At 45.0% G+C, this 16,646-nt stretch carries 14 protein-coding genes; 1 reads left to right on the top strand and 13 read right to left on the bottom strand.

What is annotated here, in order from left to right; all coding sequences use genetic code 11:
* Positions 1-160 precede the first annotated feature (160 nt).
* Positions 161-529, top strand: a complete 369-nt coding sequence (locus NL111_RS00070) for a DUF1304 domain-containing protein (protein WP_002829310.1) — start codon at positions 161-163, stop codon at positions 527-529.
* 273 nt (positions 530-802) lie between these two features.
* Here NL111_RS00070 and NL111_RS00065 read toward each other — a convergent pair whose 3' ends face one another.
* From NL111_RS00065 to dnaA, 13 genes are all read right to left on the bottom strand, one after another.
* The gene (locus NL111_RS00065) at positions 803-1,999 is read right to left on the bottom strand and encodes an MDR family MFS transporter (protein ID WP_002829311.1); all 1,197 of its coding nucleotides are present in this window, start codon (positions 1,997-1,999) and stop codon (positions 803-805) included.
* Positions 2,000-2,091: 92 nt separating this feature from the next.
* Positions 2,092-3,489, bottom strand: coding sequence for a replicative DNA helicase (gene dnaB, locus NL111_RS00060; RefSeq protein WP_285110266.1), 1,398 nt, complete (start codon positions 3,487-3,489; stop codon positions 2,092-2,094).
* Between the two features lie 49 nt (positions 3,490-3,538).
* Complete coding sequence (gene rplI / locus NL111_RS00055; protein WP_002830768.1) at positions 3,539-3,991, bottom strand: 50S ribosomal protein L9; 453 nt, start codon at positions 3,989-3,991, stop codon at positions 3,539-3,541.
* A gap of 5 nt (positions 3,992-3,996) precedes the next feature.
* Positions 3,997-5,994, bottom strand: coding sequence for a DHH family phosphoesterase (locus NL111_RS00050; RefSeq protein ID WP_159217873.1), 1,998 nt, complete (start codon positions 5,992-5,994; stop codon positions 3,997-3,999).
* A 212-nt stretch (positions 5,995-6,206) separates the two neighbouring features.
* Positions 6,207-6,443, bottom strand: coding sequence for a 30S ribosomal protein S18 (gene rpsR, locus NL111_RS00045; protein WP_002829315.1), 237 nt, complete (start codon positions 6,441-6,443; stop codon positions 6,207-6,209).
* A 29-nt stretch (positions 6,444-6,472) separates the two neighbouring features.
* Entirely contained in the window at positions 6,473-6,994 is a 522-nt protein-coding gene (ssb, locus tag NL111_RS00040) for a single-stranded DNA-binding protein (protein WP_002829316.1), read from the bottom strand.
* Between the two features lie 36 nt (positions 6,995-7,030).
* The gene (rpsF, locus tag NL111_RS00035; RefSeq protein ID WP_002829317.1) at positions 7,031-7,318 is read right to left on the bottom strand and encodes a 30S ribosomal protein S6; all 288 of its coding nucleotides are present in this window, start codon (positions 7,316-7,318) and stop codon (positions 7,031-7,033) included.
* A 185-nt stretch (positions 7,319-7,503) separates the two neighbouring features.
* The gene (gene gyrA, locus NL111_RS00030) at positions 7,504-10,023 is read right to left on the bottom strand and encodes a DNA gyrase subunit A (protein ID WP_128211352.1); all 2,520 of its coding nucleotides are present in this window, start codon (positions 10,021-10,023) and stop codon (positions 7,504-7,506) included.
* Between the two features lie 58 nt (positions 10,024-10,081).
* Complete coding sequence (gyrB, locus tag NL111_RS00025; RefSeq protein WP_285110265.1) at positions 10,082-12,028, bottom strand: DNA topoisomerase (ATP-hydrolyzing) subunit B; 1,947 nt, start codon at positions 12,026-12,028, stop codon at positions 10,082-10,084.
* 3 nt (positions 12,029-12,031) lie between these two features.
* Entirely contained in the window at positions 12,032-13,156 is a 1,125-nt protein-coding gene (recF, locus tag NL111_RS00020) for a DNA replication/repair protein RecF (protein WP_285110264.1), read from the bottom strand.
* Positions 13,157-13,384 carry a S4 domain-containing protein YaaA gene (gene yaaA / locus NL111_RS00015; RefSeq protein WP_002829322.1) on the bottom strand — a complete coding sequence of 76 codons (228 nt, stop codon included), beginning with the start codon at positions 13,382-13,384 and terminating at the stop codon, positions 13,157-13,159.
* Between the two features lie 606 nt (positions 13,385-13,990).
* Entirely contained in the window at positions 13,991-15,130 is a 1,140-nt protein-coding gene (gene dnaN, locus NL111_RS00010; RefSeq protein WP_002829323.1) for a DNA polymerase III subunit beta, read from the bottom strand.
* A 175-nt stretch (positions 15,131-15,305) separates the two neighbouring features.
* On the bottom strand, positions 15,306-16,646 hold the full coding sequence (gene dnaA, locus NL111_RS00005) for a chromosomal replication initiator protein DnaA (protein WP_002829324.1): 1,341 nt from the start codon (positions 16,644-16,646) through the stop codon (positions 15,306-15,308).

The following is a 16,646-nucleotide window of genomic DNA, read 5'->3' as shown; positions in this document are numbered from 1 at the left end:
AATTTTGTACTTCATTTTTTAAAATGAACTTCAATTCTAGCTTAATAATTAGGATTTAACTTCAATTTTAGCTTCAATAACTTAAATTTAACTTCATTTGCGATAAATATTTGGCGTTTGCGGCCATTCGTTATAAGATAGTTCCAAGGAGTTGAATATTTTGCATACATTTACCATTGTACTAATTATTTTAATCGGATTAGAACACGTTGGCATCATGGGACTGGAACTTTTAGGCAGCGACCGGCTAATTGCGAAGAGTTTTAACTTACCGCTTGCCGAAGTCGAACGGCCTCATTTACGGACGGCGCTTGCCAATCAGGGACTTTACAACGGCTTTGTCGCCTTGTCCTTATTCTTAATCATCTTCATCCCCGGAGGGACCCTGCTTCGCGGAATGGCAATTGGCTTGCTAGCCGGCATTTTCATCATTGCTGCTTATGGCGCCCTCACGGTAGCTAAACGGATTCTGTGGATCCAGGGAGCACCCGCGCTAATTACAATGGTGCTGGCAATGTTCTTTTTATAATATGATTTAAGTAAGGCGCCCGTTGCAGGGCGTTTTTTATTGAGTCCATCTCACCCACTTTCCCGTGGGGATCAACGCAGTTCTAATAGTCATATACCTAATCTGGTCAATTTATTTATTACTTCCGTAGCCTTATAACAAAAAATGGTAGCTTTCAGCATTAATTATCTGAAAACTACCATTTTTATTATGCAGCTAATTATTGCGAACACTTCCGCCCTGCATCGTGGAAGTGAGTACTACCAACTGGTTTCTGCCAGCCCAAATTTCGGCTTATTCCTGATTATTATCGTACAAGGTCGCCTTCCGCTTCGTACTTTCAATAATCAACGCGATTACTACCAACACTACTAAAATGGTAAATAACCCGAGACTATACAAGAAAACGAAGGAAGTCGACTCAATAATCATACTACCGACTAACGGTCCCATTGCCCGACCAGCTGACGGAAAGGCACTCGCCAAACCTTGGTATTTACCCTTTTGGTCATATGGCGAAAGGCTATTAACAATCGCTGGAATCGATGGGAAGGCGATTGCTTCACCCACGGTCAAAACAATCATCGCAATTACAAAGTGGTAGTACTGGTGTGCCACGGCCAAAATTCCAAAAGAGGCCATAAAGAACGCGATTCCGAGATAAACCTGGTGATACGGGTCCTTTAACAAACGGCCGCCTCGTGAACTTAAGAGGCCTTGCACAATCAAAATAAATAATCCGTTAACCGTCCAAAGGAAACTGTATAAACGAAGCGGAATGTGCAGTTTCAACATGTAAATTGAAACGGTACTGTTCCATTGTTGGTAAAAGATCCACATAATTACCAAACTAACGAAAAACGACATAATAATCGTAAAGTTAACCTTAGGCATTTTGGATTGAATGTCTTGAGTCTGTTGCACTGATTGTACCGATTGGTCTTCCTTTGGGATTCGATAAGTGAAGAAGGCCACCACGAAGAATACGGTAAACATGACCGTCGCAATCGTGAAAAGCGGCGCAACGCTGTGTTTGAAGAGAATTCCCACGATCGCCGTTCCCAGCATTACTCCCAAATTTTGTACGAAGTATAGCATGTTAAAGACGTAGCGTCCGTCCTTGCTCTTGATTGAGGTTCCCATGGAATTATTCAAAGCAACGATCCAACCGGTCCCAAACCCGATTAACACGAGGAAAATTGGGTATGTGGGCCAACCATTGAAGAAAATTAGCGTGAAAAATGAAATCCAGGTGAACACGATCCCACCCAGAATTAAATAATAGCTATCGTATTTGTCGTACAGTTTCCCGGCAACAAATGATCCTAAAATACTCGCTACTGAATTCAAAAACAAAACTACTCCGGCTGCCACCAAGGAATGGCCAAGCTCTTGATTCATATAAATTGTCGTTAGGGGCCACACCGAGCTCATCGCAATACTATCAATCAAAACCCCTAACAATAACCACTTTAACTTTAATTCGCGCATAATTCCCTCCCAATTTTTTTATAAAGTAAAAGACTGACTCAGGCGAAATGGTCTGAAACCAGTCTTTGAAAAGAAGTCTCCTCCTAATCGCCCTAGTGCGCTCCGGCTTCGGGCATGTATGCTAATGAAGAAAATTTATTGTATGACTTAATAAACAGCAGGTTGACCGTCCCTCGGGCACCACTCCGGTTTTTTTCAATAATGACTTCCACCGGACCCACGTTTTGGTCTTCTTCGTCGCGGGGGTCTTGGTCCTGATCCTGCTGATTAGTCCCGTCGTCTCGTTCGTAGTAGTCCTCCCGGTATAGGAAGGCAACAATATCGGCATCTTGTTCAATCGATCCCGATTCACGAATATCCGACATGACGGGCCGTTTATCTTGGCGTTGTTCAACTCCCCGAGAAAGCTGTGAAAGCGCAATAACTGGAATTCCCAACTCCTTAGCAAGTTTCTTTAGCTGACGGGAAATTGCAGAAACTTCTTGTTGCCGGTTTTCACCGGAACCTTCGATTAGCTGGAGGTAATCAACCACTACTAACCCTAAGTTTCCTTGTTCCTTAGCCAAGCGCCGACATTTCGCCCGAATTTCCGACATCTTAATGCCGGGAGTATCGTCAATATAAATGTTGGTCTTTGCTAACGAACCCATTGCCACCACTAAATTCTGCCACTCTTCTTCATTTAACTGACCGGTTCTCAAATGATTTGCATCAATACTTCCTTCGGCACACAACATCCGGTTGACCAGTTGTTCCGCGCCCATTTCCAGACTAAAAATTGCGACAGCTTTATCCGTTTTGGTTCCCACGTTTTGCGCGATATTTAACGCAAAGGCCGTTTTACCAACCGCCGGACGCGCAGCTAAAATAATTAATTCGTCCGCGTGCAAGCCCGTCGTAATTTTATCCAATTCCTTAAAGCCCGTCGGCAATCCTGTAATTTCATCATCATTTTGGTATAGGCGATCAATTTCCTCCATTGAGGAAGTCAACACGTCCGTAATGGGCTTAAACCCAGTCTGGTTGCGGTTTTCAGCCACGTCCATGATTTCGCGCTCGGCTTCATCAAGAATTTCCGAAACGTCATTTTCCTGGGTGTAGCCCATGGTGGCAATCGAGGTCGCCGTTTTAATCAATTTTCGCAACAGTGCCTTTTCTTGCACAATTTTCGCGTAGTAGCCTACGTTAGCGGCCGTGGGCACGGAACCTGCTAGTTCGGCAATGTACGTAATGCCGCCCGCATCTTCAAGCTGGTGGCGCTCTTCTAAGGCATTATTGACCGTTAACGCATCAATTGCTTCGTCAGCATCGTTTAGCTCGACCATCGTCTTAAAAATGACTTGATGGGCGTGTTTGTAGAAGTCGTCCGCCGTGACGAATTCCATTGCGTCAATCAACGCATCTGAATTTAAAAAAACAGCTCCCAAAACCGCCTTTTCGGCCTCAATATTTTGAGGGGGCGTTTGATTTTCTAAAATCCCGTTATCCATGATACTCTCCCATGCTCAAAATCTAGAGTTGAAAGCTATTTTCGGCGACCTATTTTTCAGAAACGTGTACCCGAATTTTAGCCGTAACTTGTTGGTGAAGCTTAACGGGAACGTTAGTGTAACCCATGCTCCGAATTGGCTCGTTCAACTCAATTTTCCGTTTATCAATCTTAATATCAAACTGTTGTTCCAATGCCGTGGCAATTTGTTTGCTAGGAATCGAACCGAATAACCGGCCGTCCTTACCCGCCTTGGCCTTGATTTCCACGACCGTTGCGTCAGCTTCCAAAACTTGTTTTAACTTTTGGGCTTCTGCTAACACTTCGGCTTCATGCTTTTCTTCAGCCTTTTTTTGTCCCTTTAATTCGCTCATGGCCGCTTTAGTCGCCGCCTTCGCTTTACCATTTTTGATTAAGAAGTTTTGCGCGTATCCGTCGGGAACGTTTTTAACCTCTCCGCGTTTACCCTTACCCTTTACGTCTTCCATAAAAATAACTTTCATCAGAATCACTCCTCTTCTTCATCTTTTTGCAAAAGTGCAATTAGTTGATCCTTCGCGTCGGCTACCGTAACGTCCTTCATTTGGGTCGCTGCCATCGCTAAATGACCGCCGCCGCCCAGTTCTTCCATGATAATTTGGACGTTTTCCGTACCGGCACTGCGCGCTGAAATTCCCACGACATCATCAGATCGTCGGGTAATGACAAATGAAGCCTCCACGCCCGAAATGTTTAGGAGGGAATCAGCCGCTTGGGCTGCAATAACTGGATCGTATTCCCGATCCTCTTCCCCAACACAAATCGCGTACTTCACGTCGACAAATTGGACCGTGTCGATCAGGTGGTTGCGTTGCATATAGCTTTCCACGTTTTCCTTCAGCAAGTACCGAATCAAGTCTTCATCGGCCCCTACCGAACGTAGGTAACTTGCCGCGTCAAACGTCCGGGTTCCGGTCCGTTCGGTAAACGACTTCGTATCCACTTCGATTCCGGCCAAAATTGCGGTAGCTTCGATAGGCTGGATCGGATCGCCATCATGTGATTGATATTCGAACATTTCCGTAATCAACTCACCCGTTGAAGATGCGTAAGGTTCAATGTACACCAGCACGGGATTTTCCGGAAATTCGGTACCGCGACGGTGGTGGTCGATGATAATCGTCCGGTCGCTTAACTTCTCGAATAGCTCCTTTGAAGTAGTCATCGATGGTTTCGAATGGTCGACCATCACCAGTAAACTCTGACTATTAGCCAATTCCAAAGCTTGGTCGGCGTCAATAATTGAATCCCGAATGTCTTCGTGTTCGTCTAACTTATCGATCAACCGTTTCACATCGGAATGGACGCCTTCTTGATCAAGAACAATCCAAGCTTCCTTTTTGTTCATCTGGGCAATCCGCCGAATTCCCAGCGCCGAACCTAACGAATCAAGGTCAGTTCGAGTATGTCCCATAACAAAGACTTGGTCGGCTTGATTCATTAATTCTTGGATGGCTTGTCCAATCATCCGCGCCCGTACCCGGGTTCGTTTTTCCATCGGGTTCGTCTTTCCCCCGTAGAAACGCGCAGGTTCATCTTCAGCCTTGACCACTACTTGGTCACCGCCCCGCCCTAAAGCAAGGTCCAGATTGCTTTGTGACACGTCAGCCAGTTTATTAAGGTTGTCATCCCCGTAAGCAATCCCGATACTCAAGGTAACCGGTGAATTTTGCTTCGAAGTGGCTTCTCGGATCGTATCCAACAGTTTGAAACTATCTTCTTCAACCTTTTGTAAGGTTTCGTTATACATAATTACAAAAAAGTGGTCGTCATCCACGCGCCGCAGGTAAATTCCAAACGACTGCGCCCAACTAGATATCTGGTTGGTGACGAAGTTATTCAAGTTGGAAACGTCCGAATCCGTCATGGCTTGGGTAATTTCATCATAATTATCGATGAAAATTTGCCCAATTACCACCTGGCGATTTTCAAAACGACTTTCCATTTGTGCGTAGTTGGTAACGTCCACAAAGTACGCCACCCGCTCATCTTTTTGCACCAGTACGTCAAAAGTCCGGTCCTTCCATTCGACCCGGTTAAGCCCTTCTTGGTCTTGATGCCGGTCAATGACTTCCGCCAAGTCTTCGTCAACTTCGGTCAGCAAATGCCCAAGTACCTTTTGGTCACCAAAGTAATGTTGCAACTTGGGATTGACCCACTCGACCCGTTTTTGATCACTATAGATTAAAATTCCGATCGGCATGGATAGCATTGCATCTTCTTCAGCTTGATCAACCCGAAAAGATAGCTCTGCAATGTATTTACTGGTTTCGTCACTAATTAAATTCAACGTCCGTACGCTGAAAACCCCCGTCACGATAACCAAGCCCAACATTATCACGCCAATAACCGGATTAATATAAAACGCTAATCCCAGTCCAATCAACGAAAGCACCGTAATTACCACAGCAACGATTCCTACTCGCGGATTACGGATAAACGCTGGTAGACGATCGACTAATTTCATAACACTTCTCCTAAAAAAATGTGTCTAACTATCTTTGATTTTACCATACTTGGCTTGACATAAAACAGCCGTTTAGATTGGAAAGTTCGTCGTCAAAAAATCCCCTATATTTAGCGGTTTGCGCTTAGCTCAGCCACAAGAAAAAGAGACCAGAAAAACTAATTCGTTTTTCTAGTCTCTATGTTCGCTTACTTTGATTACTTTACCGAAGCTTAGTCTTCAGCAACGAATGGTAGCAAGCCCATGATCCGTGCGCGCTTGATTGCGATTGTCAAACGGCGTTGGTTCTTAGCACTTGTTCCACTAACCCGACGAGGTAAAATCTTACCGCGTTCTGAGATGAATCGTTTTAACAATTCAGTATCTTTGTAATCGATGTATTCAATGTGGTTTGCAGCAATGTAGTCGACTTTACGACGACGACGGCCGCCACGTTTTTGATATGCCATTAGTGATTGCCCTCCTCTATAATTTGATTTTAGAACGGTAAATCATCGTCAGAAATATCAATTGACTGTCCGCCATTTGCAAACGGATCGTTCGGGTTCGAATTGTTAGGCTGCGATGCAGCACCATTGTTATTCGCTTGACCACTGTCAAAAGGATTTCCAGCAGATGATTGTGAAGGGGCAGATTGACCGTTGTTGAAGCCTTCATTTTCTTGACGGCGTTCGGAAGCCGAACGGGATTCAAGAAGTGAGAAGTTATCCGCAACAACTTCGGTAACGTATACTCGTTGTCCTTGTTGGTTTTCGTACGAACGGGTTTGGATCCGACCGTCGATACCTACTAGAGAGCCCTTGCGCGTGAAGTTGGCGAAGTTTTCCGCCGCTTTCCGCCACATTACACAGTTGATGAAATCCGCTTCGCGTTCACCCTGTGAGTTAGTAAACTGACGGTTAACCGCCACGGTAAAACTAACTACGGCAGCGCCACTACTTGTATATCGTAGTTCAGGATCTCTTGTTAAACGTCCAACTAGTACGGCACGATTAATCATAATATCCACTCCTTCCTTAATTTTTAACGATTATTATTAACGTACAACGATCATGTGACGAAGAATTCCGTCAGCAATCTTTGAAAGACGGTCGAATTCGTTCAATGCCTTGTCATCGCTAGCTTTGATGTTAACTACGTGGTAGATACCTTCGTTAAAACCACCAATTTCGTATGCGAAACGACGTTTTGACCAGTCTTTTGAATCAACGATTTCAGCACCATTGTCAGTCAAAATCTTGTCGAAACGTTCAACTAAAGCTGTCTTAGCTGCATCGTCAAGGTTTGGAGCAATGATGTATGTGATTTCGTAATTTTTTTCCATTTGATATACACCTCCTCTTGGACTTATGGCCTTCTATCAACTGTAGAAAGCAAGGAGAGTCTGCCAAAAAACGCTGGCAACTCACAAATAAAGATTATAACATTCAACGTAGTTAGACGCAATAACAAAAAGCCTGATTAACGATATACACTTATAAAGTACTTCGAAAATCAGGCTTTTATTTTTTATTCTTCAGATTGAGTTTCTGTGGAAACCGATGGAGCCTCATTGGTAGCGGTGCTAGTGTCAGCAGAGTCTTCGGATTCGTCGTCCTTTTCCTCTTCAACAATCGCCATCGTAGCTACCTTAGAATTTTCATCCGTCTTAATCACGTGCACTCCAAGGGTGGATCGACCGGTTGTCGAAACATTATCCACGTTAAACCGGATCATCACTCCGCGGTCGGTAATTAACATAACGTCTTCGTTACCTTCTACGGTGACTAAGCCAGCCAACGGACCGTTCTTTTCGGTGATGTTGGCAGTCTTGATTCCCTTACCGCCACGGCCTTTAATTGGGTATTCTTCGGCAGGCGTTTGCTTACCATAACCCTTTTCAGTAATGACCATTACCTTGCTTTCGGGAGCAAGCACCGCAGAACCAACTACGTAATCATTCTCCCGCAACCGAATTCCGCGAACCCCAGTTGCCGAGCGACCCATTGAACGCACTTCGCCTTCCTTAAAGCTAATTGCGTAACCGTTGTGGGTACCGATAATGATATTTTGGTGTCCGTCAGTAATTACCACGTTAATTACTTCGTCGCCGTCCTTGAGGTTAATGGCTTTAAGTCCGTTGCTGCGGATGTTCATAAATTCCGCAACCGGCGTCCGTTTTGCCACCCCTTGTAAAGTGGTGAAGAAGAGGTAACGATGTTCGTTATCTTCATCCCCGTTACCACGACCGATGTTGATTACTGCTTGGATGCTTTCACCACTGTCGATTCCCAACAAGTTAATTACCGGAATTCCCTTTGCGGTACGGCTGTATTCAGGAATTTCGTAACCCTTCATCCGGTAAACTTTTCCGGCATTCGTAAAGAAGAGTAACACGTCGTGAGTCGAGGTAGAAACCAGGTGTTCGATGAAGTCGTCTTCGTGAACGCCCATTCCTTGAATTCCCCGACCTCCTCGATTTTGGGTCTTAAATTCGGAAGTTGGCATCCGCTTGATGTAGCCGTTATGGGTCAAAGTAACCATGACGTCTTCTTCTTCGATCAAGTCTTCGTCTTCAAGGCTGAGGACTTCACCGACCATCAGTTCCGTACGCCGTTCATCCCCGAATTTTTCTTGAATTTCAAGCAATTCGTTATAGATGATTTCATGGATCCGTTCGGTATGAGCCAAGATATCACGATAGTCGGCAATGGCTGCCATAACTTTCCGATACTCGTCTTCAACCTTTTCCCGTTCCAATCCGGTCAAGCGCACCAACCGCATGTCCAGGATGGCTTGTGCTTGTTTACTGGAAAGTGAGTAGTTGTTCATCAACTGGTCTTTAGCCACTTCAGCCGTTTGGGATCCGCGGATAATGGCGATAATTTCGTCGATGTGATCCAACGCAATTCGTAAACCTTCTAAAATGTGTGCCCGCGCTTCGGCCTTCTTCAAGTCGAATTCAGTCCGCCGACGAACCACTTCTTCTTGGTGTTGCAAGTAGTATTGCAAGATTTGCTTGAGGCTCAATACCTTTGGCGCACCGTTAACGATGGCTAACATGTTGAATCCGAAGGTCGTTTGCATCAAGGTCATCTTGTAAAGGTTGTTCAACACTACTGAAGCGCTGACGTCACGCCGGACGTCGATAACCACCCGCAAACCATCCCGGTCAGACTCGTCGTTAACGTCCGTAATTCCTTCGATCCGCTTATCACGAGCTAACTCAGCGATTCGTTCAATCAACTTCGCCTTATTGACCATGTATGGCAATTCCGTAGCTACAATCCGTTCGCGACCATTCTTTTCAGTTTCAATGTCCACTTTTGCTCGCAAAATGATCGTTCCGCGACCAGTTTCGTAAGCTTTGCGAATTCCGGATTTACCCATGACAATTCCGCCAGTTGGGAAATCAGGTCCCGGTAAAGCTTCCATAAGATCGGCCGTCGTAGCATCTTCGTTGTTCATCAAAATATGAATCGCAGCGATTACCTCAGAAAGGTTGTGCGGCGGAATGTTAGTGGTCATCCCCACCGCGATCCCGGTCGCTCCGTTAACCAAGAGGTTTGGGAAACGGGACGGTAAAACGGACGGTTCGCGTTCGGTACCATCGTAGTTTTCTTGGAAATCAACGGTATTCTTGTTGATATCCCGCAACATTTCCAAAGTAATCTTACTCATCCGAGCTTCGGTATACCGCATCGCTGCGGCACCGTCGCCGTCGACCGAACCAAAGTTACCGTGCCCATCAACCAACATGTAGCGGTAACTAAAGTCTTGTGCCATCCGAACCATTGATTCGTAAATCGCTGAATCACCGTGGGGATGGTACTTTCCCATTACGTCCCCAACGATTCTGGCCGATTTCTTATATGGTTTTTCGGGGGTAACCCCCAACTCGTTCATCCCGTATAAAATCCGGCGATGAACGGGTTTCAAACCATCACGCACGTCAGGTAAGGCCCGCGCAACGATAACACTCATGGCATAGTCCAAGAATGATGTGCGCATTTGGTTGCTTAAGTTAACGTCCGTAATGCGTCCTGACATATCTTCTGGCAATTCATTTTCCCCCTTAATTTTCTGGGCTGTTTTAAATTATTTAAGTTTAAATATCCAAGTTTTCAACGAAGACCGCGTTGTCTTCAATGAATTTGCGCCGGGGTTCTACTTTGTCACCCATCAGCATTTCAAAGTCCCCGTTAGCAGCGTCCAAATCATCAGCTGAAACCCGCAATAAGCGCCGGTTTTCAGGATTCATGGTCGTTTCCCAGAGTTGTTCAGCATCCATTTCACCAAGCCCCTTGTACCGTTGGATAACTGGTTTTGGCGATGGTGAAAGCTGACCGAGCACTGCTTCTAATTCTTCGTCGGAATCGATGTACTTGATCATCTTACCTTGCCGAACTTGGTACAGAGGCGGCTGAGCGATGTAAACGTAGCCTGCATCGATCATTGGCCGCATGTAGCGGTAGAACAACGTTAAGAGCAAGGTCCGAATGTGGGCTCCGTCGACATCGGCATCGGTCATGATGATTAACTTATGGTAGTTAGCCTTGGTTACGTCAAAATCTTCCCCAAAGCCAGTTCCCAAAGCGGTAAATAGCGACCGAATTTCTTCGTTAGCCAACACCCGGTCCAACGTTGCTTTTTCAACGTTCAAAATCTTCCCGCGAATCGGTAAAATTGCTTGCGTGAGGCGTGAACGACCGGCTTTCGCGCTACCACCGGCCGAGTCCCCTTCGACGATAAACAATTCACTAATTTCAGGATCCTTAGAGGTATTGTCGGCTAATTTACCAGGCAGGTTGTTTAATTCCAACCCGCTCTTCTTCCGCGTAACTTCCCGCGCACGCTTAGCAGCAATCCGTGCCTTAGCAGCTAGCGTACCCTTATCCACAATCTGCCGAGCAACTTTTGGATTTTCCAATAAGAACTTGCTGAAAGTTTCCGCAAACACTTCATTAACCGCGGTCCGAGCATCGGAGTTCCCTAATTTGGTCTTGGTTTGCCCTTCAAATTGGGGATCCGGATGCTTAACGCTAACTACTGCCGTTAAACCTTCGCGCACATCATCCCCAGAAAGTTTGTCGTCGTTTTCTTTCAAAATTCCGTTATTTTTCGCGTAATCATTAATTACCCGCGTTAACGCCCGTTTAAACCCTTCTTCGTGGGTTCCACCTTCGTAGGTGTGAATGTTGTTAGTGAAGGTCAACAACTTGCTTTGGTAACCTTCAATGTATTGCATCGCAACTTCAACCGTGATTCCCTTAGTGATGCCTTCCACGTAAATTGGTTCAGGGAAGATCACTTCTTTGCCTTTGTTCAAGTATTCTACATAATGCCGAATTCCGCCTTCGTACAAGAAGTCGTCTTCGGTAGGCTTTTCTGGTCGCATATCCCGGAGGGTAATCCGCAAGCCCTTGTTCAAGAAGGCTAACTCGCGAATCCGGGTCCGGAGGATGTTGATATCAAAGACCGTAGTTTCTTGGAAAATGTCTGGATCCGGAACAAAGTGCACGATGGTTCCGTGATCGTCAGGATTCTTGGCAGGCCCGAGAACCTTCATTGGGGTTTTTACTTTTCCTTGTTCAAAGTCAATATAGTAAATCTTACCATCGCGCATAACCCGTGCGTCTAATTCGGTTGACAAAGCGTTAACAACCGAAGCCCCCACCCCGTGGAGTCCTCCGGAAACCTTGTAACCGCCGCCGCCGAATTTACCACCGGCATGTAAAACAGTATAAACAGTTTCCAGCGCGGGTTTTCCGGTCTTCTTTTGAATGTCTACTGGAATCCCCCGTCCGTTATCACTAACGGTAATGCTGTTATCTTTTTCCACGACCACGTCGATCTTATTTGCAAATCCGGCTAAGGCTTCATCAATCCCGTTATCGATAATTTCCCAAACCAAGTGATGAAGACCTTGGGAACTGGTTGAACCAATGTACATCCCTGGTCGTTTACGAACTGCTTCCAGGCCCTCTAAGACCTGAATTTGACTCGCATCGTATTCTTTGGCTAATTCTGCTTTCGTCTCTTTTTCGTCTGCCAAAAGCTATTCCTCCTCGTTTTGCGTTAAAACTCCGTGGTCAATGTTAAAGACGTGGGGTTCGTTGATTAATTGTTGCGCCACGCCACTTAAACTAGTGGTCGTGATAAAGGTCTGGACCTTATTTTGAATCGCGGTCAACAGGTGCGTTTGCCGACTATCATCTAATTCGGAAAGCACGTCGTCGAGTAAAAGAACCGGATACTCTCCAGTTTCTTCTTTCATCAAGTCAATCTCCGCAAGCTTCACGCTCAGTGCCGTGGTGCGTTGTTGTCCTTGGGAGCCAAAGGTGGAGACATTTTTTCCGTTGACGATAAACCTAACGTCGTCTAAATGCGGTCCCACCAAAGTTTTGCCCTGTTGTAACTCTCGTTGGCGATGCTTTTTCAACAGCTCCTGGAGCGCTGTATAGATGGTTTCGGTCGACATAGTCTCATCCTTTTTGATCGGAGACACGTATTGAAACGTTAATTTTTCCAAACCTTGCGATATTTCTTCGTGTACGGCCTGCGACCACTCTTCCAGCTTTTTCAAAAACTGAATTCGTTGAAAAATGATTTCGGCGCCATATGCCGCTAGCTGATCACTCAAAACGTCTAGATAAACTTGGTCTCCCTTAGGATCGATTTGCAGCTGCTTAAGATACTGGTTACGCTGCTTGAGCACCGAGCGGTATTGCGCAGAATTGTACAGGTATTTAGAACTCATCTGTCCAAATTCCATATCAATAAACCGTCGGCGAACTGCTGGGGAACCTTTTACAATCGAAAGGTCCTCTGGAGCAAACAAAATCACATTGAGTTGGCCAACATACTGTGATAACCGGCCTTGCTCAATATGATTAACTTTGGCATTTTTCCCCTTAGAAGAAATGTCGATTTCCACCGGGGTTTGCGTATGTTCTTTTTGAATGGTCCCCAATACCCGGGCTTCCTTAGCTTTCCAGTCAATTAAGTCGCGATCGTTGCTGGTTCGGTGACTGCGCGTTAACGCTAAAAAATAAATCGATTCTAAAAGATTGGTTTTGCCTTGGGCATTTTCGCCTAGCAAAACGTTGATCCCCGAACCGAATTCCACGCTAAGGTCCGCATAATTCCGAAAATTATGCAACTCAAGTGTTTTTAAATACATTTACTTCCCAGATTTCGTCGTAATCTTGAAGGAACCTTCGTCAGGAACTTCGATGACATCATTAGCGTAGAGTTTCCGTCCCCGCCGATCGTCTGGTTCTTCGTTAACTAAAACAGTGTGTTCTCGTAAATACCACTTTGCTTGTCCACCGGTTCCGATAATGCCCTCTTCTTTTAAAAGTTGGCCTAACGTAATGAACGGTGTGTTGATTTCAATTTCTTTTTGCATGACATCACCCCACATATCTTCTTATATATTATACCCTTATTTTGAACAAAAAACAATCGAATCAGGCGCTCAAAAGGCTTTTCAGCGAATTTACCCCCTTTGAATCATTTTTGCCTTAAGAAGGGTAATTTTTCTTAAAATTAAAATGAGGGGGATTATAAAAGGGTGCATTGAAACCTGGGTAGGCTTTGAGGACTAACTGAGTTAAGGGCTTAATCACGAATTTGGTGATTGAGTCCTTAGCTTGGTTAGCCGCAGAAGACTGGGTTTCAATGCACGTTTCGACCATGCTGCAGCGGAGCACAAGGATTAACTGAGAATTAGTCTTAACCGCGGGTTAGGAGGTTGAGGCTAATCCTTGGTTAACCGGAAGAAACTGGGGCTGGGCGCACGTTTCGCCTTCATTGCAGGAAAGCGCGCGAACTTAATCTGGGTGATTCGTTTCAATAAAGCGACCATAAAATAATAAATCCTCCGCGTTGCTTTTAATTATTGATCCCCCAATTAGAATTTATCCCACAAAAAAAACAGGTCCGGAGCCTTAGCTGCCGAACCTGTTTTTTTAATTTTTTTACCATACAGAGCGTTAGGTTACTTTTTTAATCCCTAAAAAGTCCGTACTGGCGTAATTAATTGAATAAAGTTTTCTTGATCTTCCGTTGGGACCAACGTAAATGGTCGCAATGGTGAAGTGAATTCCATTTTAATTGCCGTATGTCCGAATGAGCGCAGCGCATCCTTCAAGTAATCGGGGTTAAATGAAATTTCCAAATCCTCACCTTGGATATCCTTAGTAACCACTACTTCTTCAACATTTCCGACTTCGGGAGAATCCCCCGTAATAATCGCTTTCTTTGCGGCCGCATTGATGGTTAATTTAACCACGTTATTGCGTCCAGCATGAGAAAGCAACGAAGCCCGTTCGATTGAAGCTAAAAGTTCGGGTGCTTCAAATTCCATCGCCGTCGTACTTTCTTTTGGAATTAATCGGGAAGTATCTGGGTACAATCCTTCTAATAAACGCGTGTAGAACAAGGTTTCATCAAACGTAAACAAAGCTTGATTTTCTGAAATTTGCAACGTAATCGTGTCAATTTCTTCGTCTAACATCCGCGAGAGTTCTAGCAAACTCTTTCCAGGGATGATAATGTCTTCCGGCATTTTTACGGCTTCGGGTAAGTTGATGATCCGTTGACTAAGGCGGTGACTATCCGTAGCGACCGCGGTTAGCTTATTGTTTTCAATCGTGAAATGAATTCCGGTCAAAATTGGCCGACTTTCTTGGTTGGAAACCGCAATAACCGTTTCATTGATCATTTCGCTAAATACATCGGCTTGCAATGTAATCGTGGTTTGACTGTCCACTTCTGGTAAATGTGGGAAGTTGTTGGCATCTAAACCGTTAATTTTAAATTCGGATGCTCCTGAAGTAATCGTGGTTTGGAACCCGTCCGAAACCTCAACTAACATTTTGTTGTCCGGTAATTTTTTAACGATGTCACTGAAGAACCGGGCAGTTAACACAATGTCACCCGTTTGTTCGATGTCTAATTCCGCATCCGGATCGTTAACGGAAATGGTTGTTTCAATCGAAATATCCGTATTGCTACCCGTTAACACTAGTTGGTCTGCTTCGGCTTTAATTTTCAAACCGGTCAAAATTGGAATCGTGGTTTTTGAAGAAATTGCGCGTTGAACTGCGTTTAATTTTTTAATGAACGTATTTCGTGCGATGGTAAATTTCATGTTTTAAAACTCCTTTTTACACGTGGCATGTATATATTAATTAATACTAAAAAAATAGTAATAGTAATAAGGGCTGTTAGCACTGTGGATAACTCAAAACGAACCGGGAGAAATCCCAATCTTACTGTGGAGTACTTGTGGAAAACTTTTTGAGTTATCCACACTTATCCACAATTTACGGTTTTAACTCGCTCTTTAAATCGTCAATTTGACGAGCTAAATCACTGTTAGTTTCCAAGGCCGCTTTAATTTTGTCGCAAGAATGGATGACTGTGGTGTGGTCCTTGCCACCAAATTCAGTTCCAATCTTAGGCAACGAGTTATCGGTCAGCTCTCGCGAAAGGTACATCGCGATTTGCCGGGGAATAACGATTGATTTCAAACGCTTCTTCCCTTTTAAATCAGCAACCGAAACGTGGAAGTACTTAGCCACCTTATCCTGAATGATGGGGATGGTGACGTGACTAAGGTTGCTGCCAAAGTTCAAGCTCCGCAGCGCGTCAGCTGCCAAATCGGTAGTAATCGCGGCATTTTGTAATTGGGCGTAAGCTTGAATGCGCGCCATCGCCCCTTCCAATTCCCGAATGTTGGAATCAATCCGGTTAGCGATGAAGTCCAGAGTCTCATCTGGAATTTCCACGTTGTCAGCCTGCGCCTTTTCCCGCAAAATAGCGATCCGGGTTTCGAGATCCGGAGGCGTAATGTCAACGGACAACCCCCATTTAAACCGGGAAACCAACCGCTCTTGCAATTTAGGAATTTCGTTAGGCAACCGGTCGGACGTTAGCACAATTTGTTTTTGCGCGTTGTACAACGCCTCAAAAGTATGGAAGAACTCTTCTTGAGTAGCTTCCTTGTCCGCGAAAAACTGTACGTCGTCCACTAACAAAAGGTCCACGTTGCGATACTTTTCGTGGAATTCTTCCGTGGTGTTTTTCTGAATGGAATTAATGAAGTCGTTTGTGAAGGCTTCACTAGTAACGTACTTGACCCGCGTCTGAGGGTCGTTTTCTAAAAGCTGATGGCCAATCGCGTGCATTAAATGGGTTTTTCCAAGCCCCACGCCTCCGTAGAAGAAGAGCGGGTTGTAAAGAACGCCGGGTTCGTCGGAAACCGCCATTGCAGCTGCGTGCGCCATCTGGTTACCACTTCCGATAACAAAGGTATCGAAAGTGTAACGACTATTAAGCTGGGTGTCTTCGGTGGAGAAGGACGAAGATTTGTCAGTGCTCTGGGGCTTTTGCGCCTGTTGAGCTTTAAACTCGTCTTCCGTCACGAATTCGGGCGTAATGTCCTGATCCGTGAACTGGTAGGCGTATTCGACAAATTTTTCCATTAAATGTTTCGTCCAGTAGTCACGGTGCAAATTAGATAGAACCTTAATTTTCATTACGTGGTTATCTAATGAAATTGGTTCGGCCGTGTCCACCCAAGCACCAAAACTAGCTTTCGACATTGAGTCGTCATTTTCGAAACTATTTTTGATATGGTTCCAAAGGTCAATATAGTTAGGCAC

Origin of the sequence: Pediococcus sp. AC40, assembly GCF_030252485.1 — a bacterium.
GTDB lineage: Bacteria > Bacillota > Bacilli > Lactobacillales > Lactobacillaceae > Pediococcus > Pediococcus acidilactici.
Note: the sequence above shows the minus strand (reverse complement) of the source record. Positions and strands in the feature narration are given on the sequence as shown.